We start from the raw sequence: 19,211 nt of genomic DNA, 5'->3' as shown, positions 1-19,211 counted from the left end.
GATGAGCCTCGGCGACCGCACCCACCAGGCCACCAAGCTCGACGCGCTCACCGGGCGCTACGACCCTTGGCTGATGGGCATCGCCCTGGTGCTGGCCAGCCTGGGCGTGGTGATGGTCGCGTCCAGCTCGATCGCCATCGCCGAAGGACTGGACGTCGGGCCGTTCCACTTCCTGACCCGGCACCTGGTGTTCCTGGCCATCGGCATCGGCCTGGCCTGGGTCGTGATGCAGCTGGAACTCAAGCTGGTGGAGAAGTACAGCCAGTGGCTGCTGCTGGGCTGCTTCCTGCTGCTGCTGGCGGTGTTCCTGCCGGGCATCGGCCACACCGTGAACGGCGCGCAGCGCTGGATCAACCTGGGCGTGTCGAACTTCCAGGCGGTGGAAGCGGTGAAGGTGCTGCTGATCATCTGGCTGGCCAGCTACCTGGTGCGATACCGCGACGAGATCGGCAACCGCTGGCCGGCCCTGCTGAAGCCGCTGGGCGTGGCCGGCGCGATCACCGCGATCCTGCTGCTGCAGCCTGACTTCGGTTCGGCGGCGCTGATCCTGGCGATCACCGCCGGCATGGTCTGGCTGGGCGGCGCGCGCATCCTGCACCTGGTGCTGATGGCCTGCCTGGCGCTGCCGGCGCTGGCGCTGGTGGCGGTGGCGGCGCCGTACCGCGTGGCGCGCCTGAAGTCCTTCCTCAATCCCTGGGCCGATCCTTTCGACGACGGCTTCCAGCTGACGCAGGCGCTGATCGCGATCGGCCGCGGCGAGTGGTTCGGCGTCGGCCTGGGCGGCAGCGTGCAAAAGCTCTTTTACCTGCCCGAGGCGCACACCGATTTCATCTTCTCGGTGACGGCCGAGGAGCTGGGCTTCGCCGGGTCGTTCCTGATCATCGCGCTGTTCGCCGCGTTCAGCGCCCGCACCTTCCACATCGGCATGCGCGCGCTGGAGATGCGCCGGCATTTCGCTGGTTTCTGCGCCTTCGGCGTCGGCTTCTGGATCAGCCTGCAGGCCTTCGTCTCGATCGGCGTGAACCTGGGCATCCTGCCGACCAAGGGCCTGACCCTGCCGCTGATTTCGTCCGGTGGCTCCAGCGTGCTGATGACCTGCGTGGCGATCGGCCTGCTGCTGCGCGTGAGCTACGAACTGGACCGCGCCGAGCGCCAGGTGGCGCGCATCCGCGGCGAAGGCAGCATGGTGCCGGACGAAGGCCAGGGCCTGGACGCGGTGATGCCGGCGCAATCTCCCGCCGCCGTCGCGCCGGCGGTGGGCCCGCGCGGTTCGCGCCACCGCATCGAACCCAAGATCGGAGCCGTGGCATGAGCGGCCCCGTGCTGATCCTCGCCGGCGGTACCGGTGGCCACATCTTCCCGGCCTGGCGGTCGCGCAGGCGCTGCGCGCGCGCACGACGTGCCGGTGGTCTGGTTGGGCTCGGCCGGTGGCATGGAAACGCGGCTGGTGCCGCAGGCCGGCATCAGCATCGAGACGATCAGTGTCAGCGGCCTGCGCGGCAAGGGCGTGGCGACCCTGCTCAAGGCGCCGTTCCTGCTGCTGCGTTCGGTCTGGCAGGCGCTGGCCGTGCTGCGCCGGCTGCAGCCGCGCGCCGTGCTGAGCTTCGGCGGTTTTGCCGCCGGTCCGGGTGGCCTGGGCGCATGGCTGCTGCGGCGTCCGCTGCTGGTGCACGAACAGAACGCCGCGCCCGGCCTGACCAATCGGGTGCTGGCGCGTTTCGCGCGGCGCGTGCTGTGCGGGTTCCCGGGTGCGTTCGCGGGTCGGGATGCGGAGACAGTCGGCAATCCGGTGCGTCCGGAAATCGCCGCCGTCGCTGCACCCGCGGCACGCTTCGCCGGCCGCAACGGTCCGGTGCACTTGCTGGTGCTGGGCGGCAGCCAGGGCGCAAACAGCTTGAATGTCTCGCTGCCGCGCATGCTGGCGCGTCTGCCGGAAGCGCAGCGGCCGACAGTGCGGCACCAGTGTGGCGAGCGGCATGCGCAGAAGTGCCGCGAGGTTTATGCGGATGCCGGCGTGCCGGCGAGCGTGGAGCCTTTCATCGCCGACATGGCCGAAGCCTACGGCTGGGCGGATCTGGTGGTGTGCCGCGCCGGCGCGTTGACCCTCGCCGAACTCTGCGCCGCCGGTGTCGGCGCGCTGCTGGTGCCGTTCCCGAACGCAGTGGACGACCACCAGACCCGCAACGCCGAGTCCCTGGTCGAACGGGGCGCCGCGCGCCTGGTGCCGGAAGGCGAGGGTTTCGAGGACCGCCTGTTCGCCGCGGTGGCGCCCGTGCTGGCAGATGCCGCGGCGCGCCTGGCCATGGCCGAAGCCGCGCGTGCGGCCGCGCTGCCGCACGCGGCCGAGACCGTCGCCCGCATCGTCATCGAGGAGGCCCGCGCATGATCCGTCGCCGCCTGCAGGAAACGGGTGACCTGGCGCGCGCCTTCCCGCGCGTGCATTTCATCGGCATCGGCGGCGTCGGCATGAGCGGCATCGCCGAGGTGCTGGTGAACCTGGGTTACCAGGTGTCCGGCTCCGACCAGAACGATTCCGCTTCCACCCGGCGCCTGACGGCGATGGGCGCGACCGTGTTCCGCGGCCACGCCGCCGCCAACATCGCCGGCGCCGACGTGGTCGTGGTGTCGAGCGCGATCCGCGCGGAAAACCCGGAACTGGTGGAAGCGCGTGCCCAGCGCATCCCGGTGGTGCCGCGCGCCGAGATGCTGGCCGAGCTGATGCGCTTCAAGCGCGGCATCGCCATCGCCGGCACCCACGGCAAGACCACGACGACCTCGCTGGTGGCCAGCGTGCTCAGCGAAGGCGGCCTGGACCCGACCTTCGTGATCGGCGGCCAGCTGCTGTCGGCCGGCGCCAATGCGCGCCTGGGTGGCGGTCAGTGGCTGGTGGCGGAAGCCGACGAGAGCGACGGCAGCTTCCTGCGCCTGAACCCGCTGGTGGCCGTGGTCACCAACATCGACGCCGACCACCTGGAAAACTATGGCGGCGACTTCGAGCGCGTGAAGGCCGCCTTCAACGAATTCCTGCATCGCCTGCCGTTCTACGGCCTGGCCGTGCTGTGCGTGGACGACGCCGAAGTCGCCGCGCTGGCGGCGGAGATGCCGCGCCACCTGGTGACCTACGGCATCGAACAGCCGGCGGATGTGTTCGCCCGCGACGTGCGCCAGGAAGGTGCCTGCATGCGCTTCACCCTGCACCTGCCGGAAGGCGTGCCGCACGATGTCACGTTGAACCTGCCGGGCCGGCACAACGTGCTCAATGCCCTGGCCGCCGCCGCGATCGGCTGGCAGCTGGGCGTCGAGCCGGACGCGATCGCGTCGGCGCTGGCGAAGTTCCAGGGCATCGGCCGACGCTTCAACCTCAAGGGCGAACTCGACTTCGGGCGCGGCAAGGCCTTGCTGGTGGACGACTATGGCCACCACCCGCGCGAACTGGAAGCGGTGTTCGCCGCCGCGCGCGGCGGCTGGCCCGACCGCCGCCTGGTGGTGGCCTTCCAGCCGCACCGCTACACCCGCACCCGCGACCTGTTCGACGATTTCGCCGCCGTGCTCTCGAGCGCCGACGCCGTCGTGCTGACCGAGGTGTACCCGGCGGGCGAGGCGCACATCGCCGGCGCCGACGCCAAGTCACTGGCCCGCGCCATCCGCGCCCGCGGCCGCATCGACCCCGTGGTCGCCGGCAGCGCGAAGGAACTGCCGCCCGTGCTGGCCGACGTGCTGGCCGATGGCGACCTGCTGCTGATGATGGGCGCGGGCGACATCGGTTACGTCGCGGCCGACCTGGCCGTGCACGGAATGAATGGAGTGAACAAGGCATGACGCCGATCCCCGCCCCGCGCATCACCGATGCCAAGGCCTTCGGCCGGGTCGCCGTGCTGATGGGCGGCACCAGCGCCGAGCGCGAGGTGTCGCTCGATTCCGGACGCAACGTGCTGGAGGCGCTGCGCGCCCGCGGCATCGACGCGCAGCCGGTGGATGGCATCCCGGCGCTGCTCGATGCCTTGCTGGCGAAGCAGTTCGACCGCGTCTTCAACATCCTGCACGGCAACAAGGGTGGTGGCGAGGACGGCACGCTGCAGGGGCTGCTCGAGGCGCTGGAGGTTCCGTACACGGGATCGGGCGTGCTCGGTTCGGCCCTGGCCATGGACAAGATCCGCACCAAGCAGGTCTGGCTGTCGCTGGGCCTGCCGACGCCGCGCTATGTGCGTCTTGCCAAGGGCGCGAACGTGCATGACGCCGCGCGCGAGCTCGGACTTCCGGTGATCGTGAAGCCGTCCAGCGAAGGTTCTTCGGTCGGCGTGTCGCGCGTGTTCAACGACGCCGACCTCGACGCCGCCGTCGAACTGGCCGCACGGTATCCGGGCGAACTGCTGATGGAACAGCTCGTGGTCGGCGGCGAATACACCGTCGCCGTGCTCGGCGACGCGGCGCTGCCGAGCATCCGCATCGTGCCCGCCGGCGAGTACTACGACTACCACGCCAAGTACCTGGCCGAAGACACCCAGTACCTGTGCCCGGGCCTGGAAGATGCCGCCGCCGAGCGCGAGATGCAGGCGCAGGCCCTGGCCGCCTTCCGCGCCGCCGGCTGCACCGGCTGGGGCCGCGTCGACGTGATGCGCGACCCCGCCGGCAACAACTACCTGCTGGAAGTGAACACCGCGCCGGGCATGACCAGCCATTCGCTGGTGCCCAAGGCTGCCCGGCAGGTCGGCATCGGATTCGAAGACCTGTGCTGGCGCGTGCTCGAAACCAGCCTGGAGGCCGCCCGCGGATGAACGCCTTGCTGCGCATCCTGGCCTGGAGCCTCGCCATCGTGCTGGTGGCGCTGCCGGTCGTGGCCGTGCTCAACGGCTGGATCGCCGGCGAGCGTTGGCCGATGCGCCGGCTTGCCGTCACCGGCGAGTTCCACCAGGTGGACGAGGCCAGGGTACGCGAGGTCGTGCTGCCGCTGGTGCAGCGTGGCTTCTTCGCCGTGGACCTGGACCAGGTGCGCGACGCCGTCGCGGGCCTGGCCTGGGTCGAAAAGGTCGAGGTGCGCAAGCGCTGGCCGGACCGGCTCGAAGTGAGCCTGAGCGAACACACGCCGGTGGCGCGCTGGGGCGACGACCGCATGTTGTCCGAAGACGGCGAGCTGTTCGCTGCGCCATCCGGTGCCGGCGCCAGCCTGCCGCTGTTCGAGGGGCCCGAGGCGCGGGCCAGCGAACTGATGTCCTTCCACAGCCTGGCGCGGCCGCTGTTCCTGCCGATCGGTCTTCGGGTCGAGACCGTGCGCCTGAGTCCGCGCGGCAGCTGGAGCCTGCGCCTGGACGACGGCACCGAGATCGAGGCCGGCCGCGGCGACCCGCAGGTGCGGCTGGCACGGTTCGCGCGACTGCTGCCGCAGCTGCGCGCCAACGACCCGCGCGTGCTCGCGCGCGCCGACCTCCGCTACACCAACGGTTTCGCCCTCGTCTGGAAGGACGTGCCGGCGCCGCCGTCGCTTCCCCGGTATCCCCGTTTCCGCAGCACAGGCCAACACATGAACCGCAAAGGCGACAAGTCGCTGATCGTCGGGCTCGACATCGGCACCTCCAAAGTCACCGCCCTGGTGGGCGAGTACTCGCCCGGCCACGAGATCGAGGTGATCGGCATCGGTTCGCACGAATCGCGCGGCATGAAACGCGGCGTGGTGGTGGACATCGAGTCCACCGTGCAGTCGATCCAGCGTGCGGTCGAGGAGGCCGAGCTGATGGCCGGCTGCGAGATCCGCTCGGTGTACGCATCGATCACCGGCAGCCACACCCAGTGCCGCAACTCGCCGGGCATCGTGCCGGTGGCCGGTGGCGAAGTGACCTACGCCGACCTCGACCGCGTGCTCGAGGCTGCCAAGGCCGTGGCCGTGCCGGCCGACCAGAAGATCCTGCACGCCATCGCCCAGGAATACATCGTCGACAACTCGCAGGAAGGCATCCGCAACCCCGTGGGCATGTCCGGCGTGCGCCTGGAAGTGCGTGCGCACCTGGTCACCGGCGCGCAGTCGGCCGCCAGCAACGTGATGAAGTGCGTGCAGCGCTGCGGCCTGCAGGTGGACGACCTGATCCTGAGCTCGCTGGCCTCGAGCACCGCGGTGCTGACCGCCGACGAGCGCGAGCTGGGCGTGGTGCTGGTGGACATCGGCGCCGGCACCACCGACATCGCGGTGTTCGTGCAGGGTGCGATCCGTCATTCCGCGTCGCTGCCGATCGCCGGCGACCAGGTCACCAACGACATCGCACACCTGCTGCGCACGCCGACGCCGGAAGCCGAGCAGATCAAGGTGCGCTACGCCTGCGCGCTGGCGCAGCTGGCCACCGCCGAGGAATCGATCCAGGTGCCGAGCGTGGGCGATCGCCCGCCGCGTCGCCTGGCGCGCCAGGCGCTCGCCGAAGCGGTGCAGAACCGCTACGAGGAGATCTTCGAGATGGTGCAGGCCGAACTGCGCCGCTCCGGCTTCGAGGAGCTGGTGCGCGCCGGGCTGGTGTTGACCGGTGGCGCCTCGCGCATGGAAGGCGTGGTCGAACTCGCGGAAGAAATGCTGCACATGCCGGTGCGCGTGGGCATTCCCCAGCACGTCAGCGGCCTCGGCGAAGTGGTCGGCAACCCGGTGCATGCCACCGGCGTCGGCCTGCTGCTCTGGGGCAGCCAGATTGAAAACCCCGTCGTCCGGCGCTGTCGGCCGGCAAGGCGGGGACGGTTTGGACGAAGTTCAAGAACTGGTACCGAGGTGAGTTCTGAGCATCGTCGTAGTGGTCGCAATACGAGCTTGAAACAACAACAAACAGAAAACCCCTGGATCGAATCACGGAGGACGAGGACATGGCACATTTCGAACTGATCGAGAAGCTGGCACCCAATGCGGTCATCAAGGTGATCGGCGTCGGCGGCGGCGGCGGCAACGCGGTCGCGCACATGGTCAACGCGGGCGTGGAAGGCGTGGAGTTCATCACCGCCAACACCGACGCGCAGGCCATCAAGCAGTGCGGCGCCAAGCTGCAGCTGCAGCTGGGCGGCAACGTCACCAAGGGCCTGGGCGCCGGCGCCAATCCCGAGGTCGGCCGCCAGGCCGCGCTCGAGGACCGCGAACGCATCGTCGAGGCGCTGGAAGGCGCCGACATGGTGTTCATCACCGCCGGCATGGGCGGCGGCACGGGCACCGGCGCGGCGCCGGTCGTGGCGCAGCTGGCCAAGGAGATGGGCATCCTGACGGTGGCCGTCATCACCAAGCCGTTCCCGTTCGAGGGTCGCCGCCGCATGCAGGTCGCGCTCAAGGGCATCGAGGAACTGAGCCATCACTGCGACTCGCTGATCACCATCCCGAACGAAAAGCTCATCACCGTGCTCGGCCGCCAGGCGACCATGGTGCAGGCCTTCCGCGCCGCCAACGACGTGCTGCTGGGCGCCGTGAAGGGCATCGCCGACCTGATCGTCAGCCCGGGCCTGATCAACGTGGACTTCGCCGACGTCCGCACCGTCATGTCCGAGATGGGCCTGGCGATGATGGGCACAGGTGTCGCCCGCGGCGACGACCGCGCCCAGGCCGCCGCCGAGGCCGCCATCAGCAATCCGCTGCTGGACGAGGTCAACCTGTCGGGCGCCAACGGCGTGCTGGTCAACATCACCGCCGGCCCGGACTTCACCATGGCCGAGTTCGATGAGATCGGCCGCACCATCGAGGACTTCGCCTCCGAGGACGCCACCGTCGTCATCGGCACCTCGCTGGACCCGGACATGCAGGACGAAGTGCGCGTCACCGTGGTGGCCACCGGCCTGAACCGCGGCGCCGTGCGCCAGACCGTGCGCGTGCCGGAGAAGGAGGTGCACCGCGCCCCGGTCAAGCTGGTCCGCAACGCCAGCACCGGCCAGGTGGACTACGACGCCATGGCCAACGTGAACGCCGCTCCGTCCGCGGGCCACCTGGGCCTGCGTGCGGGCCGCAGCCACGAGCCGGCCTCGGCGGCTTCCACCGCCCTGAACGACATCGCCACCGACCACAGCTACCTGGACATCCCGGCCTTCCTGCGTCGCCAGGCGGACTGAGACCCGGACCGACCCGGTCCACGCCGGCGCGGGCCGTCCGCGCCGCCGGACCGGACGAGCAAGGGGGTCGCCCCGTGGGCTGTCCGACCAGACAGCCCAGGAAGCGGCTCCGCCGACCCATCCAGGAAGGGTGGGTCGGGTGGGACCACCCGCGGAACAGGCGGTGTGGCTGCAATCCCCAGGGGGTCAGGAATCCTTGGCCCGCCGTGCAGCGGCGGGCCTTTTTCCGGCCAGGGGGTGGCAGCGGTATCAGGGACGATTGGTCAATTTCTGTGACTGCTGTTGCAATTCTGGGACGGTGCTCATGTTGTTATGTTTTCGTTCAGAGCTCCGTGTGCTATGGTTCCCAGCGGTTTGCGCGCTCCTGCCCCGGAGAACGCCACAAAAATGATTAGACAAAGAACCCTAAAGAACGTCATCCGCGCCACCGGCGTCGGCCTGCACAGTGGTGAGAAGGTCTACATGACCTTGCGCCCGGCTGCGCCCGATACCGGCATCGTGTTCCGACGCGTTGACTTCGACACCCCGGTGGAAATCCACGCCAAGGCCGAGAAGGTCGGCGACACCAGCCTGTGCACTGCGCTGGTCCAGGCAACACCCGGGTGATGACGATCGAGCACCTGCTGTCGGCGATGGCCGGGCTGGGCATCGACAATGCCTATGTGGATCTGTCCACGGCCGAGGTGCCGATCATGGACGGTTCGGCCGGTCCCTTCGTGTTCCTGCTGCAGTCGGCGGGCATCGAAGAGCAGAACAAGGCCAAGCGCTTCATCCGCATCAAGAAGCCGATCAAGGTCGAGGACGGCGACAAGTGGGCCCGTTTCGAACCCTTCGAGGGGTTCAAGGTCGGTTTCACCATCGACTTCGCCCATCCGATCTTCAACAAGTCCACGTCCAGCACCGAGATCGACTTCTCCACGACTTCGTTCGTGAAGGAAGTCAGCCGGGCCCGGACCTTCGGCTTCATGAAGGACATCGAGTTCCTGCGCGAGCGCAACCTGGCGCTGGGCGGCTCGATGGACAACGCCATCGTCCTGGACGATTACCGCGTGCTCAACGAGGACGGCCTGCGTTACGAGGACGAGTTCGTGAAGCACAAGATCCTCGACGCCATCGGCGACCTGTACCTGCTGGGCCACAGCCTGATCGGCGCCTTCTACGGCTACAAGTCCGGCCACGCCCTCAACAACCAGCTGCTGCGGGCCCTGCTGGCCGACACCTCGGCCTGGGAAGAGGTCACCTTCGAGGATCCGGCCCTGGCGCCGATCTCGTACGCGCACCCGGCGCAGGCAGTCTGAGAACCCCGTCACGTTTCATCACGGGGCTTTAACTTCCAGTTAACGACAGGCACCGTTCCACGGGGCATCATGCCCCGTCGGTCGATGACCGGGCATGGGCAGCCAGCCGCAGAAGCTGGGCCCGGAGCTCGGGATCGGAGACCGATTGGGCGGTGGCCCGCAGTGAATCGCGGACTGCCTCGGAGAGTGGCTTCGCATTGCCGGTTCCCGAGGGGATAGCGGGAATGGGCGGTGACACTTTCACCACCAGCGTCCTGGCCTTGAGCCCGGCCGCGGCGGCGGCGTCCAGCAGGGCGTCCGCGTGCAGCCGCAGCTTGGCCTTCCAGACCGGGGCGCTGACCAAGGAATACCAAGTTCTTGTCATCCACATTGGCCAGCTTGCATTGGCCGGCCAAGGTGGCGGGGAGACTCTGGCGCAGCAACGGGTCAAGGGCGTCCAACCACCGGGCGCGTTCGACCAGGCTGGCCAGCCCGGAAACGGACAGCGCCTCGAGCGCTTGCCGGGGAAGGGCGGCCGGTGCGGCACCGCGGACGTTGTTTTTGAATGGGTCAGACATGATGAATGTCATCATCGCAGCAAATTTCCTTCGATCGCCAAAAAAGCTGGCGTTCGATCAACCCAAGGTGGCAGGCATCGCTCTCGGCGCAATCGCGCTGGTGCTGGCCACCGCATTCGGTCTGGGGTACCTGGCGCGTGGCGCCAACGGTGCCGCCCTCGCCGAAATCAGCCGGCTCCAGGCCGAGCTGGACCAGCAGCAGATCGCCCTGACCCAGGCCCGCGACGAAGCGCAGCGCGAGGTCAACGCCATCGCCGCCCGCGTCGGCGAGCTCCAGGCCCAGGCCAACCGCCTCAATGCCCTCGGCGACCGCCTGACCCGCGTCGGCAAGCTCAAGGACGGCGAGTTCAATTTTGGTGAGCTGCCCGGCCAGGGCGGTTCCGAGTCCGCCGCCGACGTCCCGTCCGGCGACCTGCTGTCCAGCCTCGATTCCCTGCAGTCCCAATTCGCACATTCCGGCCGCCAGCTTTCCGTGCTCGAGGCCCTGCTGTTCGACCAGAAGCTCGAGAGCAAGCGCACCCCGGCCGGCATGCCCGCCCCGGGCTACATCTCCTCCGGATACGGTGGCCGCAACGATCCCTTCGGCCGCGGCCGCGCCCACCACCTGGGCATCGACATCGACGCCAACACCGGCGACCCGGTCACCGCCGCCGCCGAGGGCGTGATCAGCTTCTCCGGCGTGCGCCGCGGCTACGGCAACGTGGTCGAGATCGACCACGGCAACGGCTACAAGACCCTGTACGCGCACAACTCGGCCAACCTGGTGCGCGCCGGCGACGTGGTCCGCGCCGGCCAGCAGATCGCCAAGGTCGGCTCCACCGGCCGCTCCACGGGTTCGCACCTGCACTTCGAAGTGAAGTTGAACGGCCGCCAGGTCAACCCGCGCCAGTACCTGGGCAAGGTCCGCGGCTGAGCCACGCGGACCGGGCTTGATAGTCCGGACCCCGTCCCCAAGTTAGACTAGACGGCCGCGACGCCCCCTGGGCTGCCGCGGCCTTTTCATTCGCGCCTGGCGCGGTCCCCGATCACCAACCGGCTTTTCCAATGCTCAACAGCTTGCTCACCCGCATCTTCGGCAGCCGCAACGAGCGACTGCTGCGCCAGTTCCAGAAGAACGTCGCCCGCATCAATGCGTTGGAGCCTGAGCTGGTACAGCTCGATGACGGCGCGCTGCGCGCCAAGACCGACGAGTTCCGCCGCCGCATCGCCGATGGTGCCACGCTCGATTCCCTGCTGCCGGAAGCCTTCGCCGTCTGCCGCGAAGCCTCGCGCCGTGCGTTGGGCCTGCGTCATTACGACGTGCAGCTGATCGGTGGCATGGTGCTGCATTCGGGCCGCATCGCCGAGATGCGCACCGGCGAAGGCAAGACCCTGGTCGCCACCCTGCCGGTCTACCTCAATGCGCTGGCCGGCAAAGGCGTGCACGTGGTGACGGTGAACGACTACCTGGCCAAGCGCGACTCGGCCTGGATGGGCAAGCTCTACAACTTCCTGGGCCTGAGCGTGGGCGTGGTCTACCCGGGCATGCCGCATTCGGACAAGAAGGGCGCCTACGGCGCCGACATCACCTACGGCACCAACAACGAATACGGCTTCGACTACCTGCGCGACAACATGGCGCTGTCCAAGGAAGACCGGTTCCAGCGTGGCCTGTTCTTCGCCATCGTCGACGAAGTCGACTCGATCCTGATCGACGAGGCGCGCACGCCGCTGATCATTTCCGGTCCGGCCGACGAATCCCCCGAACTTTACGTCAAGACCAACCGCATCGTCCCGAAGCTGGTGAAGCAGGAGACGGAAGACGGCGAGGGCGATTACTGGGTGGACGAGAAGGGCAAGCAGGCCCACCTGTCCGAACAGGGCATGGAGCATGCCGAGGAGCTGCTGCGCGAGGCCGGCATCCTGGACGCCGACGACAGCCTGTATTCGGGCAACAACCTGGCGGTGGTGCACCACCTCAATGCCGCGCTGCGTGCGCACGCGCTGTTCCAGCGCGACGTGGATTACATCGTGCGCGACGGCGAGGTGATCATCGTCGACGAGTTCACCGGCCGCACCCTGGCGGGTCGCCGCTGGTCCGACGGCCTGCACCAGGCGATCGAGGCCAAGGAAGGCGTGCCGATCCAGCGCGAGAACCAGACGCTGGCCTCGATCACCTTCCAGAACTACTTCCGCATGTACGGCAAGCTGGCCGGCATGACCGGCACGGCCGATACCGAGGCCTTCGAGTTCCAGACCATCTACAGCCTGGAGGTCGCGGTGATCCCGACCCACCGGCCGATGGTTCGCAAGGACCACCCGGACCTGGTCTACCTGGCCCGCCCGGCCAAGTACAACGCCGTGATCGAGGACATCAAGGACTGCCATGGCCGCGGCCAGCCGGTGCTGGTGGGCACGACCTCGATCGAGACCTCCGAACTGCTGTCGGCCCAGCTCAAGCAGGCCGGTATTCCGCATGAAGTGCTCAACGCCAAGCAGCACGAGCGCGAAGCGCAGATCGTCGCCGACGCCGGCAAGCCCAAGGCCGTCACCATCGCCACCAACATGGCCGGCCGCGGCACCGACATCGTGCTGGGCGGTTCGCTTGAGGCCGAGCTGCACAAGCTGCCGGCCGACGCGCCGCCGTCCGAGCGCACGCGCCTGAAGAACGAGTGGCAGAAGCGCCACGACGAAGTGCTGGCCCTGGGCGGCCTGCACATCATCGGCACCGAACGCCACGAAAGCCGCCGCATCGACAACCAGCTGCGCGGCCGCGCCGGCCGCCAGGGCGACCCGGGTTCGTCCCGCTTCTACCTGTCGCTGGAAGACAACCTGATGCGCATCTTCGCCGCCGACTGGGTGCAGAAGGCGATGCGCGGCATGGGCATGAAGGAGGACGACGTCATCGAGTCCGGCCTGGTGACCAAGCAGATCCAGAACGCCCAGCGCAAGGTCGAGGCCCACAACTTCGACATCCGCAAGAACCTGCTCGACTTCGACGACGTCGCCAACGACCAGCGCAAGGTGATCTACCAGCAGCGCAACGAACTGCTGGAGTCGGATTCGGTGGAAGAGTCGGTGCAGGCGATCCGCGAGGACGTCGTCACCGAAACCGTGTACCGCTTCGTGCCCGCCGATTCGATCGACGAGCAATGGGACCTGCCGGGCCTGGAGCGCGCGCTGGCCGATGAGTTCGGCGTGGTCGTGGACCTGCAGACGCCCGCCCGGACCGAGGAGGCGATCGACGCCGAGCGCATCCTGGCGCTGGCGCTACAGGCCGTCGAAGGCCTGTTCGCCGACAAGCAGGCCCAGCTCGGCCCGGAGATGATGCGTCACCTGGAAAAGCACCTGATGCTCAACGTGCTCGACCAGAACTGGAAGGAACACCTGGCACGCATGGACTACCTGCGCCAGGGCATCCACCTGCGCGGCTACGCCCAGAAGCAGCCCAAGCAGGAATACAAGCGCGAGAGTTTCGAGCTGTTCGGCGAGATGCTGGCCAAGGTCAAGTCGGAAGTGGTGTCGCTGCTGGCGCGCGTGCGCATCCGCAGCGAGGAGGAGGTCGCCGCGATGGAGGCCGCCGAGCGCCAGAAGCTGCAGGCCAAGTCACGCGACATGCAGTTCCAGCATCCCGAGACCGGCGGTTACGGCGCCGACGAGGAAGCCGAGCAGGCCCAGGCGCTCGCCGCCCAGGGCCAGGGCGTGCTGGCCGCCGGCCCGGTGACCCGCGATGGCCCGAAGGTCGGCCGCAACGACCCCTGCCCCTGCGGCAGCGGCAAGAAGTACAAGCAGTGCCACGGGCGCCTGGACTGATCCAGGCGCACGCCACGCATGCCGGCCGACCGACCTAAGCCCGTCCACGTCGTCGCGGCCGTGCTGCGCGACGCGCGCGGACGCATCCTGCTGGCCCGGCGCACCGCCGGGCGCGACCTGGCCGGTGCCTGGGAATTTCCGGGTGGCAAGGTCGAGCCGGGCGAAACCGCCCTGCAGGCCCTGGATCGCGAGCTGCATGAAGAGCTCGGCATCCGCGTCCAGGCGGCCGAGCCCCTGATCGCCGTGCCTCAGGCCTACCCGGCCAAGCGCATCGTGCTGGACGTCTTCACCGTGACGGCCTTCGAGGGCACGCCGCGCGGCCGCGAGCGCCAGGCCCTGGCCTGGGCCCCCCGAAAAACTGTCCAGCTACCCGATGCCGCCGGCCGACCGGCCGGTGGTCGCCGCCCTGACGGCGCCGGGCAGGTACCTGATCAGCCCCGACGTGCCGGAACGCGGCCCATTCCTGTCGCGCCTCGATCGCGCCCTGGCGGCCGGTGCCCGCCGGATACAGCTGCGTGCCCGCGGCCTGGCCCCGGCCGCGCTGGCCGACCTGGCCCGTGATGCCGGCCTGCGCTGCCGGATGCAGGGCGCCGAACTGCTGGTCAACGGCGAACCCGGCCTGGCCGCGGACCTCGGTCTGGGACTGCACCTGCGGGCGTCCCAGCTGATGAGCCTGCAGGCCCGCCCGCTGCCACCTGGCCAGACGGTGGCCGCGTCCTGCCACAACGCCGAAGAACTGGCCCAGGCCGAACAGCTGGGGCTGGACTTCGTGGTGCTGGGGCCGGTGCGTGCCACCGAGAGCCATCCCGAGGCGACGCCCCTGGGCTGGGAGCGGTTCTCCGCGTTGAGGGAGTCGGTATCGCTGCCGATCTACGCCCTGGGCGGGATGAAGTCCGCCGACCTCGGCACGGCCCGCCGGCACGGCGCACAGGGCGTGGCCGGCATCCGCAACCTCTGGCCGCGCTGAGTCCCGTCAGCCGGCCAGACGGCGGTAGCGGGCGTCCAGGCGCGACACGATCCCGGCCAGCGAGTCCAGCGGCCCGTCGTTGACGATCACGTCATCGGCCAACGCCAGCCGATCGGACCGGCTGGCCTGGGCGGTGACCATGCGCCGGGCCATACCATCGTCCACACCGTCGCGTTGCATCAGTCGTTGCCGCTGGACCGCTTCAGGGATGTCCACGACCAGGATCCGGTCCAGCCAGGGGTAGGCCGTGCGTCCGCCGCCTTCGGCCAGCAGGGGAATGGCGACGACGACGTACGGACCGGGAGCGGCCCGGCAGGCGGACTCGAGCCAGGTGCGGATGCGGGGGTGGAGGAGGGCTTCCAGGGTCTTGCGGGCTTCAGGATCGGCGAACACCCGCTCGCGCATGGCGGCGCGGTCCAGGCGACCATCGCCCGCGAGGCTGGCGGGGCCGAAATGGTCAGCGATCTGCTGCAGTGCCGGCTGGCCGGGCTCCACCACGGCCCGGGCCGCGACATCGGCGTCCGCCACGACCACGCCCAGCGAAGCGAAGGCGTCGGTGACCGCGGACTTGCCGGACGCCACGCCGCCGGTGACTGCGACGACGTAGGCGGCCATGGCTCAGTTCAGGCCGGAGAAGTCACGGTAGGCCTGCAGCAGCTGCGGCCCCCAGATCAGCTGCACCCAGCCCGCGGCGGCGAGGTAGGGGCCGAACGGGATCGGCGTCGCCCGGTCCTGGCCACGCAGGCCGATCCAGAGCGAACCGACGATGGCACCGATGAAGGAGGACATCAGCACGATCGGCAGGATGCCCGAGGCGCCGCACCAGGCCCCGAGGGCCGCCAGCAGCTTGAAGTCGCCGTGGCCCATGCCCTCCTTGCCGGTCAGCTTCTTGAAGCCCCAGTACACGCTCCACAGGCTCAGGTAGCCGGCCAGGGCACCGTAGATGGCCTGGATGGGCGAAACGAAGAGGGTGATCGTGGACAGTCCCAGGCCGATCCAGAGCAGGGGGTAGGTGAGCTGGTCGGGCAGCAGGGTGGTGCGCAGGTCGATGCCGGCCAGGGCGATCAGCAAGGCGGTGAAGACGATGGCCGCCAGGGCCTCGGGGCCGACGCCGAAGCGCCAGACGCAGGCCGCGAACAGCAGGCCGGTGATCAGTTCCACCGCCGGGTACTGCCAGGAAATCGCCGTGCCGCAACCGCGGCAGCGGCCGCGCAGCAGGACGAAGCTCAGGACCGGGATGTTTTCCCAGGGCGCCAGCCGGTGCCCGCATTTCGGGCAAGCAGACCGCTGCACCACGATGTCCGGCGGCGCCGGTTCGTAGTGTTCGGACAACTCCAGCAGTTCCCGGCTGTCCCGCCGCCACTCCCATTCCAGGCGCGGCGGCAGGCGCAGGATCACCACATTGAGGAAGCTGCCGATCAGCAGGCCGAAGACAAGCGCCAGCCCGAGCGCCAGCGCGGGCGTGGAAGCGAGGGTGTCCAGCATTCCCGGGTCAGCCGACGGTCGCCGCCAGCTTGAAGATGGGCAGGTACATGCCGATCACCATGCCGCCGACCAGGACGCCGATGACGACCATGATGAAGGGCTCGATCAGGCTGGCCAGGGCATCCACGGAGTTGTTCACTTCCTGCTCGTAGAACTCGGCCACCTTCAGCAGCATCGTATCCAGCGCGCCGGCCTCTTCGCCGATGGCGGTCATCTGCACCACCATGTGCGGGAACAGGTTGACCTGCTTCATGGCCACGTTGAGCTGGTAGCCGACCGAGACGTCGTCGCGGATGCGCTTGACCGCATCGTTGTAGACGATGCTGCCGGTGGCGCCGCCGACGGTGTCGAGCGCCTCGACCAGCGGCACACCGGCCTTGAAGGTCAGGGCCAGGGTGCGGGCGAAGCGGGCGATGGCGGACTGGTGCAGGATCTGGCCGATGACCGGCAGCTTGAGCATCAGTCGGTCGACGTTGCGCTCGAGGCTCGGCGACCGCTTGTAGATGAACAGGAAGCCGAAGATCGCACCAACCACGCCAGCGAGGATCAGCCACCACCATGCGGTCAGGAACCGGGAGGCATTCACGATCATCTGCGTGAAGGCCGGCAGGTCCGCGCCGAAGCCTTTGAATACCTCCTCGAACTGCGGCACCACGTAGATCAGCAGGATCGCGCTGACCAGGATCGCCACCGCGATCACCGCGGCCGGGTAGAACAGCGCCTTCTTGATCTTGCCCTTCAGCGCTTCGGTGCGCTCCTTGTAGGTGGCGACCGTGTCCAGCACCGTATCCAGCACGCCGGCGCCTTCGCCGGCTCGCGTCAGGTTCCGGTAAAGCAGGTCGAACTGCACCGGGTGCCGGGCCATCGCCTCGCTCAGCGAGCTGCCGCCGGCGATGTTGTCGCGGATGTCGATCAGCATGTCGCGCATGCGCGGGTTCTTCTGGCCCGAGGCCAGGATCTCGAAGCTCTGCACCATCGGCACGCCCGACTGCAGCATCGTGGCGATCTGGCGGCTGAACACCGAGATGTCCTGGGCGCTGATGCTCTTGCCGGCGGAACCGAACAGCGGCTTGGACTTGGTCCTCACGACCGTCGGGTTGATGCCCTGCCTGCGCAGTTCGGCACGAAGCAGGTTGGCGTTCTTCGAAGTGGTTTCCCCCTTCATCTTGACGCCGCGCTTGTCGGTGCCCTCCCAGAAGAACTGCTCCATCGCGTTGGCACGCGTCGCGGGGTCTTGGCTGCTGTGGTCGCCATGGCTTAGTCCTTGGTCACGCGGTTGATTTCAGCCAGGCTGGTGACGCCCTGCCTGGCCTTGAAGAGGGCGGATTGGCGCAGGTCGCGCACGCCCGCTTGCTGCGATGCTTCGGCAATCTGCAGGGCATTGCCGCCCTCCAGGATGATCTGCTGGATGTTCTCGGCCATCGGCATCACCTGGTAGATGCCGACGCGGCCCTTGTAGCCGTCGTTGCAGTCTTCGCAGCCACCCGGCTCGTACAGGGTGACGCCCGCCCGGATGTCCTCGGCCGTGAAGCCTTCGGCCAGGAGCGCGTTCTCGGGCAGGGTGATCGGCTTCTTGCAGGCGTCGTGCAGGCGCCGGGCCAGTCGCTGGGCGATGATGATGGTCACCGACGAGGTGATGTTGTAGGGCGCGATGCCCATGTTCATCAGGCGCGAGACCGTCTGCGGCGCGTCGTTGGTGTGCAGGGTGGACAGCACCAGGTGGCCGGTCTGCGCCGCCTTGACGGCGATCTCGGCGGTCTCGAGGTCGCGGATCTCGCCGACCATGATCACGTCCGGGTCCTGTCGCAGGAAGCTGCGCAGGGCCGCCGCGAAGGTCATGCCCTTCTTGACGTTCATCTGCACCTGGTTGATGCCCGGGACGCGGATTTCGACCGGGTCCTCGGCGGTGGAGATGTTGCGCTCCTCGGTGTTTAGGATGTTCAGGCCGGTGTACAGCGACACCGTCTTGCCCGAGCCGGTGGGGCCGGTGACCAAAATCATGCCGTAGGGTTTGGCCAGGGCGTCCAGGTAGAGCTGTTTCTGGTCTTCCTCGTAGCCCAGCTTGTCGATGCCCAGCTTGGCGGCGCTGCCGTCGAGCAGGCGCAGCACGACCTTCTCGCCGAACAGGGTGGGGCAGGTGGACACGCGGAAGTCCATCTGCTTGGTCTTGGAGATGTTGAGCTTGATGCGGCCGTCCTGCGGTAGGCGGCGTTCGGCGATGTCTAACTGCGCCATGACCTTGAGGCGGGCGGTGATGCGCGGGTGCAGCTTGACCGGGGCCTTGGCCACGCCGCGCAGGATGCCGTCCATGCGCAGGCGGACCCGGAACTCGGTTTCGTAAGGTTCGAAATGGATATCCGAGGCGCCGCGCTTGATGGCGTCCAGCAGCACCTTGTTGACGAAACGCACCACCGGGGTGTCGTCGCCGCCCTTGGTGTCCGCCATGTTGTCATTGGCATCGTCGTCGCCGCCGGTGGACTCGAGGTTCTCCAGGCCCTCGTCGTCGCCCATGCTGTCGCCCATGCTGTCGCTGGCGGTCAGGGCGAGTTCGATGGTCTTACGGAGCTTGTCCTCGTCGACCAGGATGGGCTCGACCGTCAGGTTGGCAGCGAACTTGATCTCGTCCAGGGCGCGGGTATTGGTCGGGTCGGCGATGCCGACGAACAGGCGGTTGCCGCGCTTGAACAGCGGCAGGGCCTGGTGCTTGGTGATCAGCTCCTCGCTGACCAGCTTGGTCGCGGCCTGGTTCAGGTCCAGGGCGGCGCTGTCGAACAGGGGCATGCCGAACTCGACGGCATTGGCCCCGGCGATATGGGCCGCCGTGACCAGCTTTTTCTCGAGCAGGTACAGGTGGACCGGCCGCTTCTGCTTGCTGGCCTCGTCCAGGGCCTTGCGGGCATCGGCCTCGCCCAGGGCGCCGTCCAGCACAAGGCGCCGGGCAATGCCGGTGATCCCCACCAGGTTGGCAGTCGCGTTGGCGTTCACTCTGCTCCCCAGAGCCGCGCGGATGCGGCAACTGTACCCGAAAATCGGCCGCTGGCCAGCCTCTTGCAAGGC

11 protein-coding genes and 5 pseudogenes are annotated in these 19,211 nt (G+C 68.5%); 11 read left to right on the top strand and 5 right to left on the bottom strand.

Translation table 11 applies throughout. The annotated features are described in order from the left end of the window. Nucleotide 1: 1 nt before the first annotated feature. The 8 genes and pseudogenes from ftsW to lpxC all read left to right on the top strand — a co-directional run bounded on the left by ftsW (nt 2) and on the right by lpxC (nt 9,353). Complete coding sequence (gene ftsW / locus FRZ33_RS00295; protein WP_146906957.1) at nt 2–1,312, top strand: putative lipid II flippase FtsW; 1,311 nt, start codon at nt 2–4, stop codon at nt 1,310–1,312. Then, a pseudogene (gene murG / locus FRZ33_RS00290) lies at nt 1,309–2,386 on the top strand (undecaprenyldiphospho-muramoylpentapeptide beta-N-acetylglucosaminyltransferase). Before ftsW ends, murG begins: the two are co-directional and overlap by 4 nt. After that, nucleotides 2,383–3,819, top strand: a complete 1,437-nt coding sequence (murC, locus tag FRZ33_RS00285; RefSeq protein ID WP_425480601.1) for a UDP-N-acetylmuramate--L-alanine ligase — start codon at nt 2,383–2,385, stop codon at nt 3,817–3,819. The pseudogene murG and the gene murC overlap by 4 nt, the downstream one beginning before the upstream one ends. Then, a complete protein-coding gene (locus FRZ33_RS00280; RefSeq protein ID WP_146906956.1) occupies nt 3,816–4,775 on the top strand; it encodes a D-alanine--D-alanine ligase in 960 nt (319 codons plus the stop codon). Before murC ends, FRZ33_RS00280 begins: the two co-directional genes overlap by 4 nt. Further along, nucleotides 4,772–5,542 (top strand): annotated as a pseudogene (locus tag FRZ33_RS15645) (cell division protein FtsQ/DivIB); the annotation flags it as partial. The gene FRZ33_RS00280 and the pseudogene FRZ33_RS15645, both read left to right, overlap by 4 nt. Further along, nucleotides 5,519–6,753 (top strand): annotated as a pseudogene (ftsA, locus tag FRZ33_RS15640) (cell division protein FtsA). The pseudogenes FRZ33_RS15645 and ftsA, both read left to right, overlap by 24 nt. 81 nt (nt 6,754–6,834) lie before the next feature. Then, nucleotides 6,835–8,055, top strand: coding sequence for a cell division protein FtsZ (ftsZ, locus tag FRZ33_RS00270; RefSeq protein WP_146906954.1), 1,221 nt, complete (start codon nt 6,835–6,837; stop codon nt 8,053–8,055). A 387-nt stretch (nt 8,056–8,442) separates the two neighbouring features. After that, nucleotides 8,443–9,353: pseudogene (gene lpxC / locus FRZ33_RS00265) on the top strand (UDP-3-O-acyl-N-acetylglucosamine deacetylase). A gap of 67 nt (nt 9,354–9,420) precedes the next feature. Here the strand turns inward: lpxC and FRZ33_RS00260 are convergent. Continuing rightward, nucleotides 9,421–9,696 (bottom strand): hypothetical protein, encoded by a 276-nt coding sequence (locus FRZ33_RS00260; protein ID WP_146906953.1) that lies wholly within the window; start codon nt 9,694–9,696, stop codon nt 9,421–9,423. Between the two features lie 281 nt (nt 9,697–9,977). On the opposite strand from FRZ33_RS00260, the gene FRZ33_RS00255 reads away from it, so the two are divergent. The 3 genes and pseudogenes from FRZ33_RS00255 to FRZ33_RS00245 all read left to right on the top strand — a co-directional run bounded on the left by FRZ33_RS00255 (nt 9,978) and on the right by FRZ33_RS00245 (nt 14,669). Continuing rightward, nucleotides 9,978–10,823: a peptidoglycan DD-metalloendopeptidase family protein gene (locus FRZ33_RS00255; RefSeq protein ID WP_227977948.1), complete on the top strand. Its 846-nt coding sequence runs from the start codon at nt 9,978–9,980 to the stop codon at nt 10,821–10,823. Between the two features lie 131 nt (nt 10,824–10,954). Next, on the top strand, nt 10,955–13,702 hold the full coding sequence (gene secA, locus FRZ33_RS00250) for a preprotein translocase subunit SecA (protein WP_146906951.1): 2,748 nt from the start codon (nt 10,955–10,957) through the stop codon (nt 13,700–13,702). An 18-nt stretch (nt 13,703–13,720) separates the two neighbouring features. Further along, nucleotides 13,721–14,669 (top strand): annotated as a pseudogene (locus tag FRZ33_RS00245) (Nudix family hydrolase). Between the two features lie 6 nt (nt 14,670–14,675). Here the strand turns inward: FRZ33_RS00245 and coaE are convergent. The 4 genes from coaE to pilB are packed head-to-tail and all read right to left on the bottom strand — an operon-like array spanning nt 14,676 to nt 19,139. Continuing rightward, nucleotides 14,676–15,284, bottom strand: coding sequence for a dephospho-CoA kinase (coaE, locus tag FRZ33_RS00240; protein WP_146906950.1), 609 nt, complete (start codon nt 15,282–15,284; stop codon nt 14,676–14,678). A gap of 3 nt (nt 15,285–15,287) precedes the next feature. Then, the gene (locus FRZ33_RS00235; protein WP_425480642.1) at nt 15,288–16,151 is read right to left on the bottom strand and encodes a prepilin peptidase; all 864 of its coding nucleotides are present in this window, start codon (nt 16,149–16,151) and stop codon (nt 15,288–15,290) included. A gap of 10 nt (nt 16,152–16,161) precedes the next feature. Continuing rightward, entirely contained in the window at nt 16,162–17,364 is a 1,203-nt protein-coding gene (locus tag FRZ33_RS00230; RefSeq protein WP_146906948.1) for a type II secretion system F family protein, read from the bottom strand. A 47-nt stretch (nt 17,365–17,411) separates the two neighbouring features. Further along, nucleotides 17,412–19,139 (bottom strand): type IV-A pilus assembly ATPase PilB, encoded by a 1,728-nt coding sequence (pilB, locus tag FRZ33_RS00225; protein WP_146906947.1) that lies wholly within the window; start codon nt 19,137–19,139, stop codon nt 17,412–17,414. Nucleotides 19,140–19,211 lie beyond the last annotated feature (72 nt).

Source organism: Arenimonas daejeonensis, from assembly GCF_007993735.1.
Taxonomy (GTDB): Bacteria; Pseudomonadota; Gammaproteobacteria; order Xanthomonadales; family Xanthomonadaceae; genus Arenimonas; species Arenimonas daejeonensis.
The sequence above is the reverse complement of the archived record's forward strand: the minus strand, read 5'-3'. Positions and strand labels throughout refer to the sequence as shown.

What these genes read in the sequence shown, in the direction of transcription:
- ftsW (WP_146906957.1), top strand. Translation starts at nt 2, where the DNA reads ATGAGCCTCGGCGACCGCACCCACCAGGCCACCAAGCTCGACGCGCTC.
- murC (WP_425480601.1), top strand. Translation starts at nt 2,383, where the DNA reads ATGATCCGTCGCCGCCTGCAGGAAACGGGTGACCTGGCGCGCGCCTTC.
- FRZ33_RS00280 (WP_146906956.1), top strand. Translation starts at nt 3,816, where the DNA reads ATGACGCCGATCCCCGCCCCGCGCATCACCGATGCCAAGGCCTTCGGC.
- ftsZ (WP_146906954.1), top strand. Translation starts at nt 6,835, where the DNA reads ATGGCACATTTCGAACTGATCGAGAAGCTGGCACCCAATGCGGTCATC.
- secA (WP_146906951.1), top strand. Translation starts at nt 10,955, where the DNA reads ATGCTCAACAGCTTGCTCACCCGCATCTTCGGCAGCCGCAACGAGCGA.
- coaE (WP_146906950.1), bottom strand. Translation starts at nt 15,284, where the DNA reads ATGGCCGCCTACGTCGTCGCAGTCACCGGCGGCGTGGCGTCCGGCAAG.
- FRZ33_RS00230 (WP_146906948.1), bottom strand. Translation starts at nt 17,364, where the DNA reads ATGGAGCAGTTCTTCTGGGAGGGCACCGACAAGCGCGGCGTCAAGATG.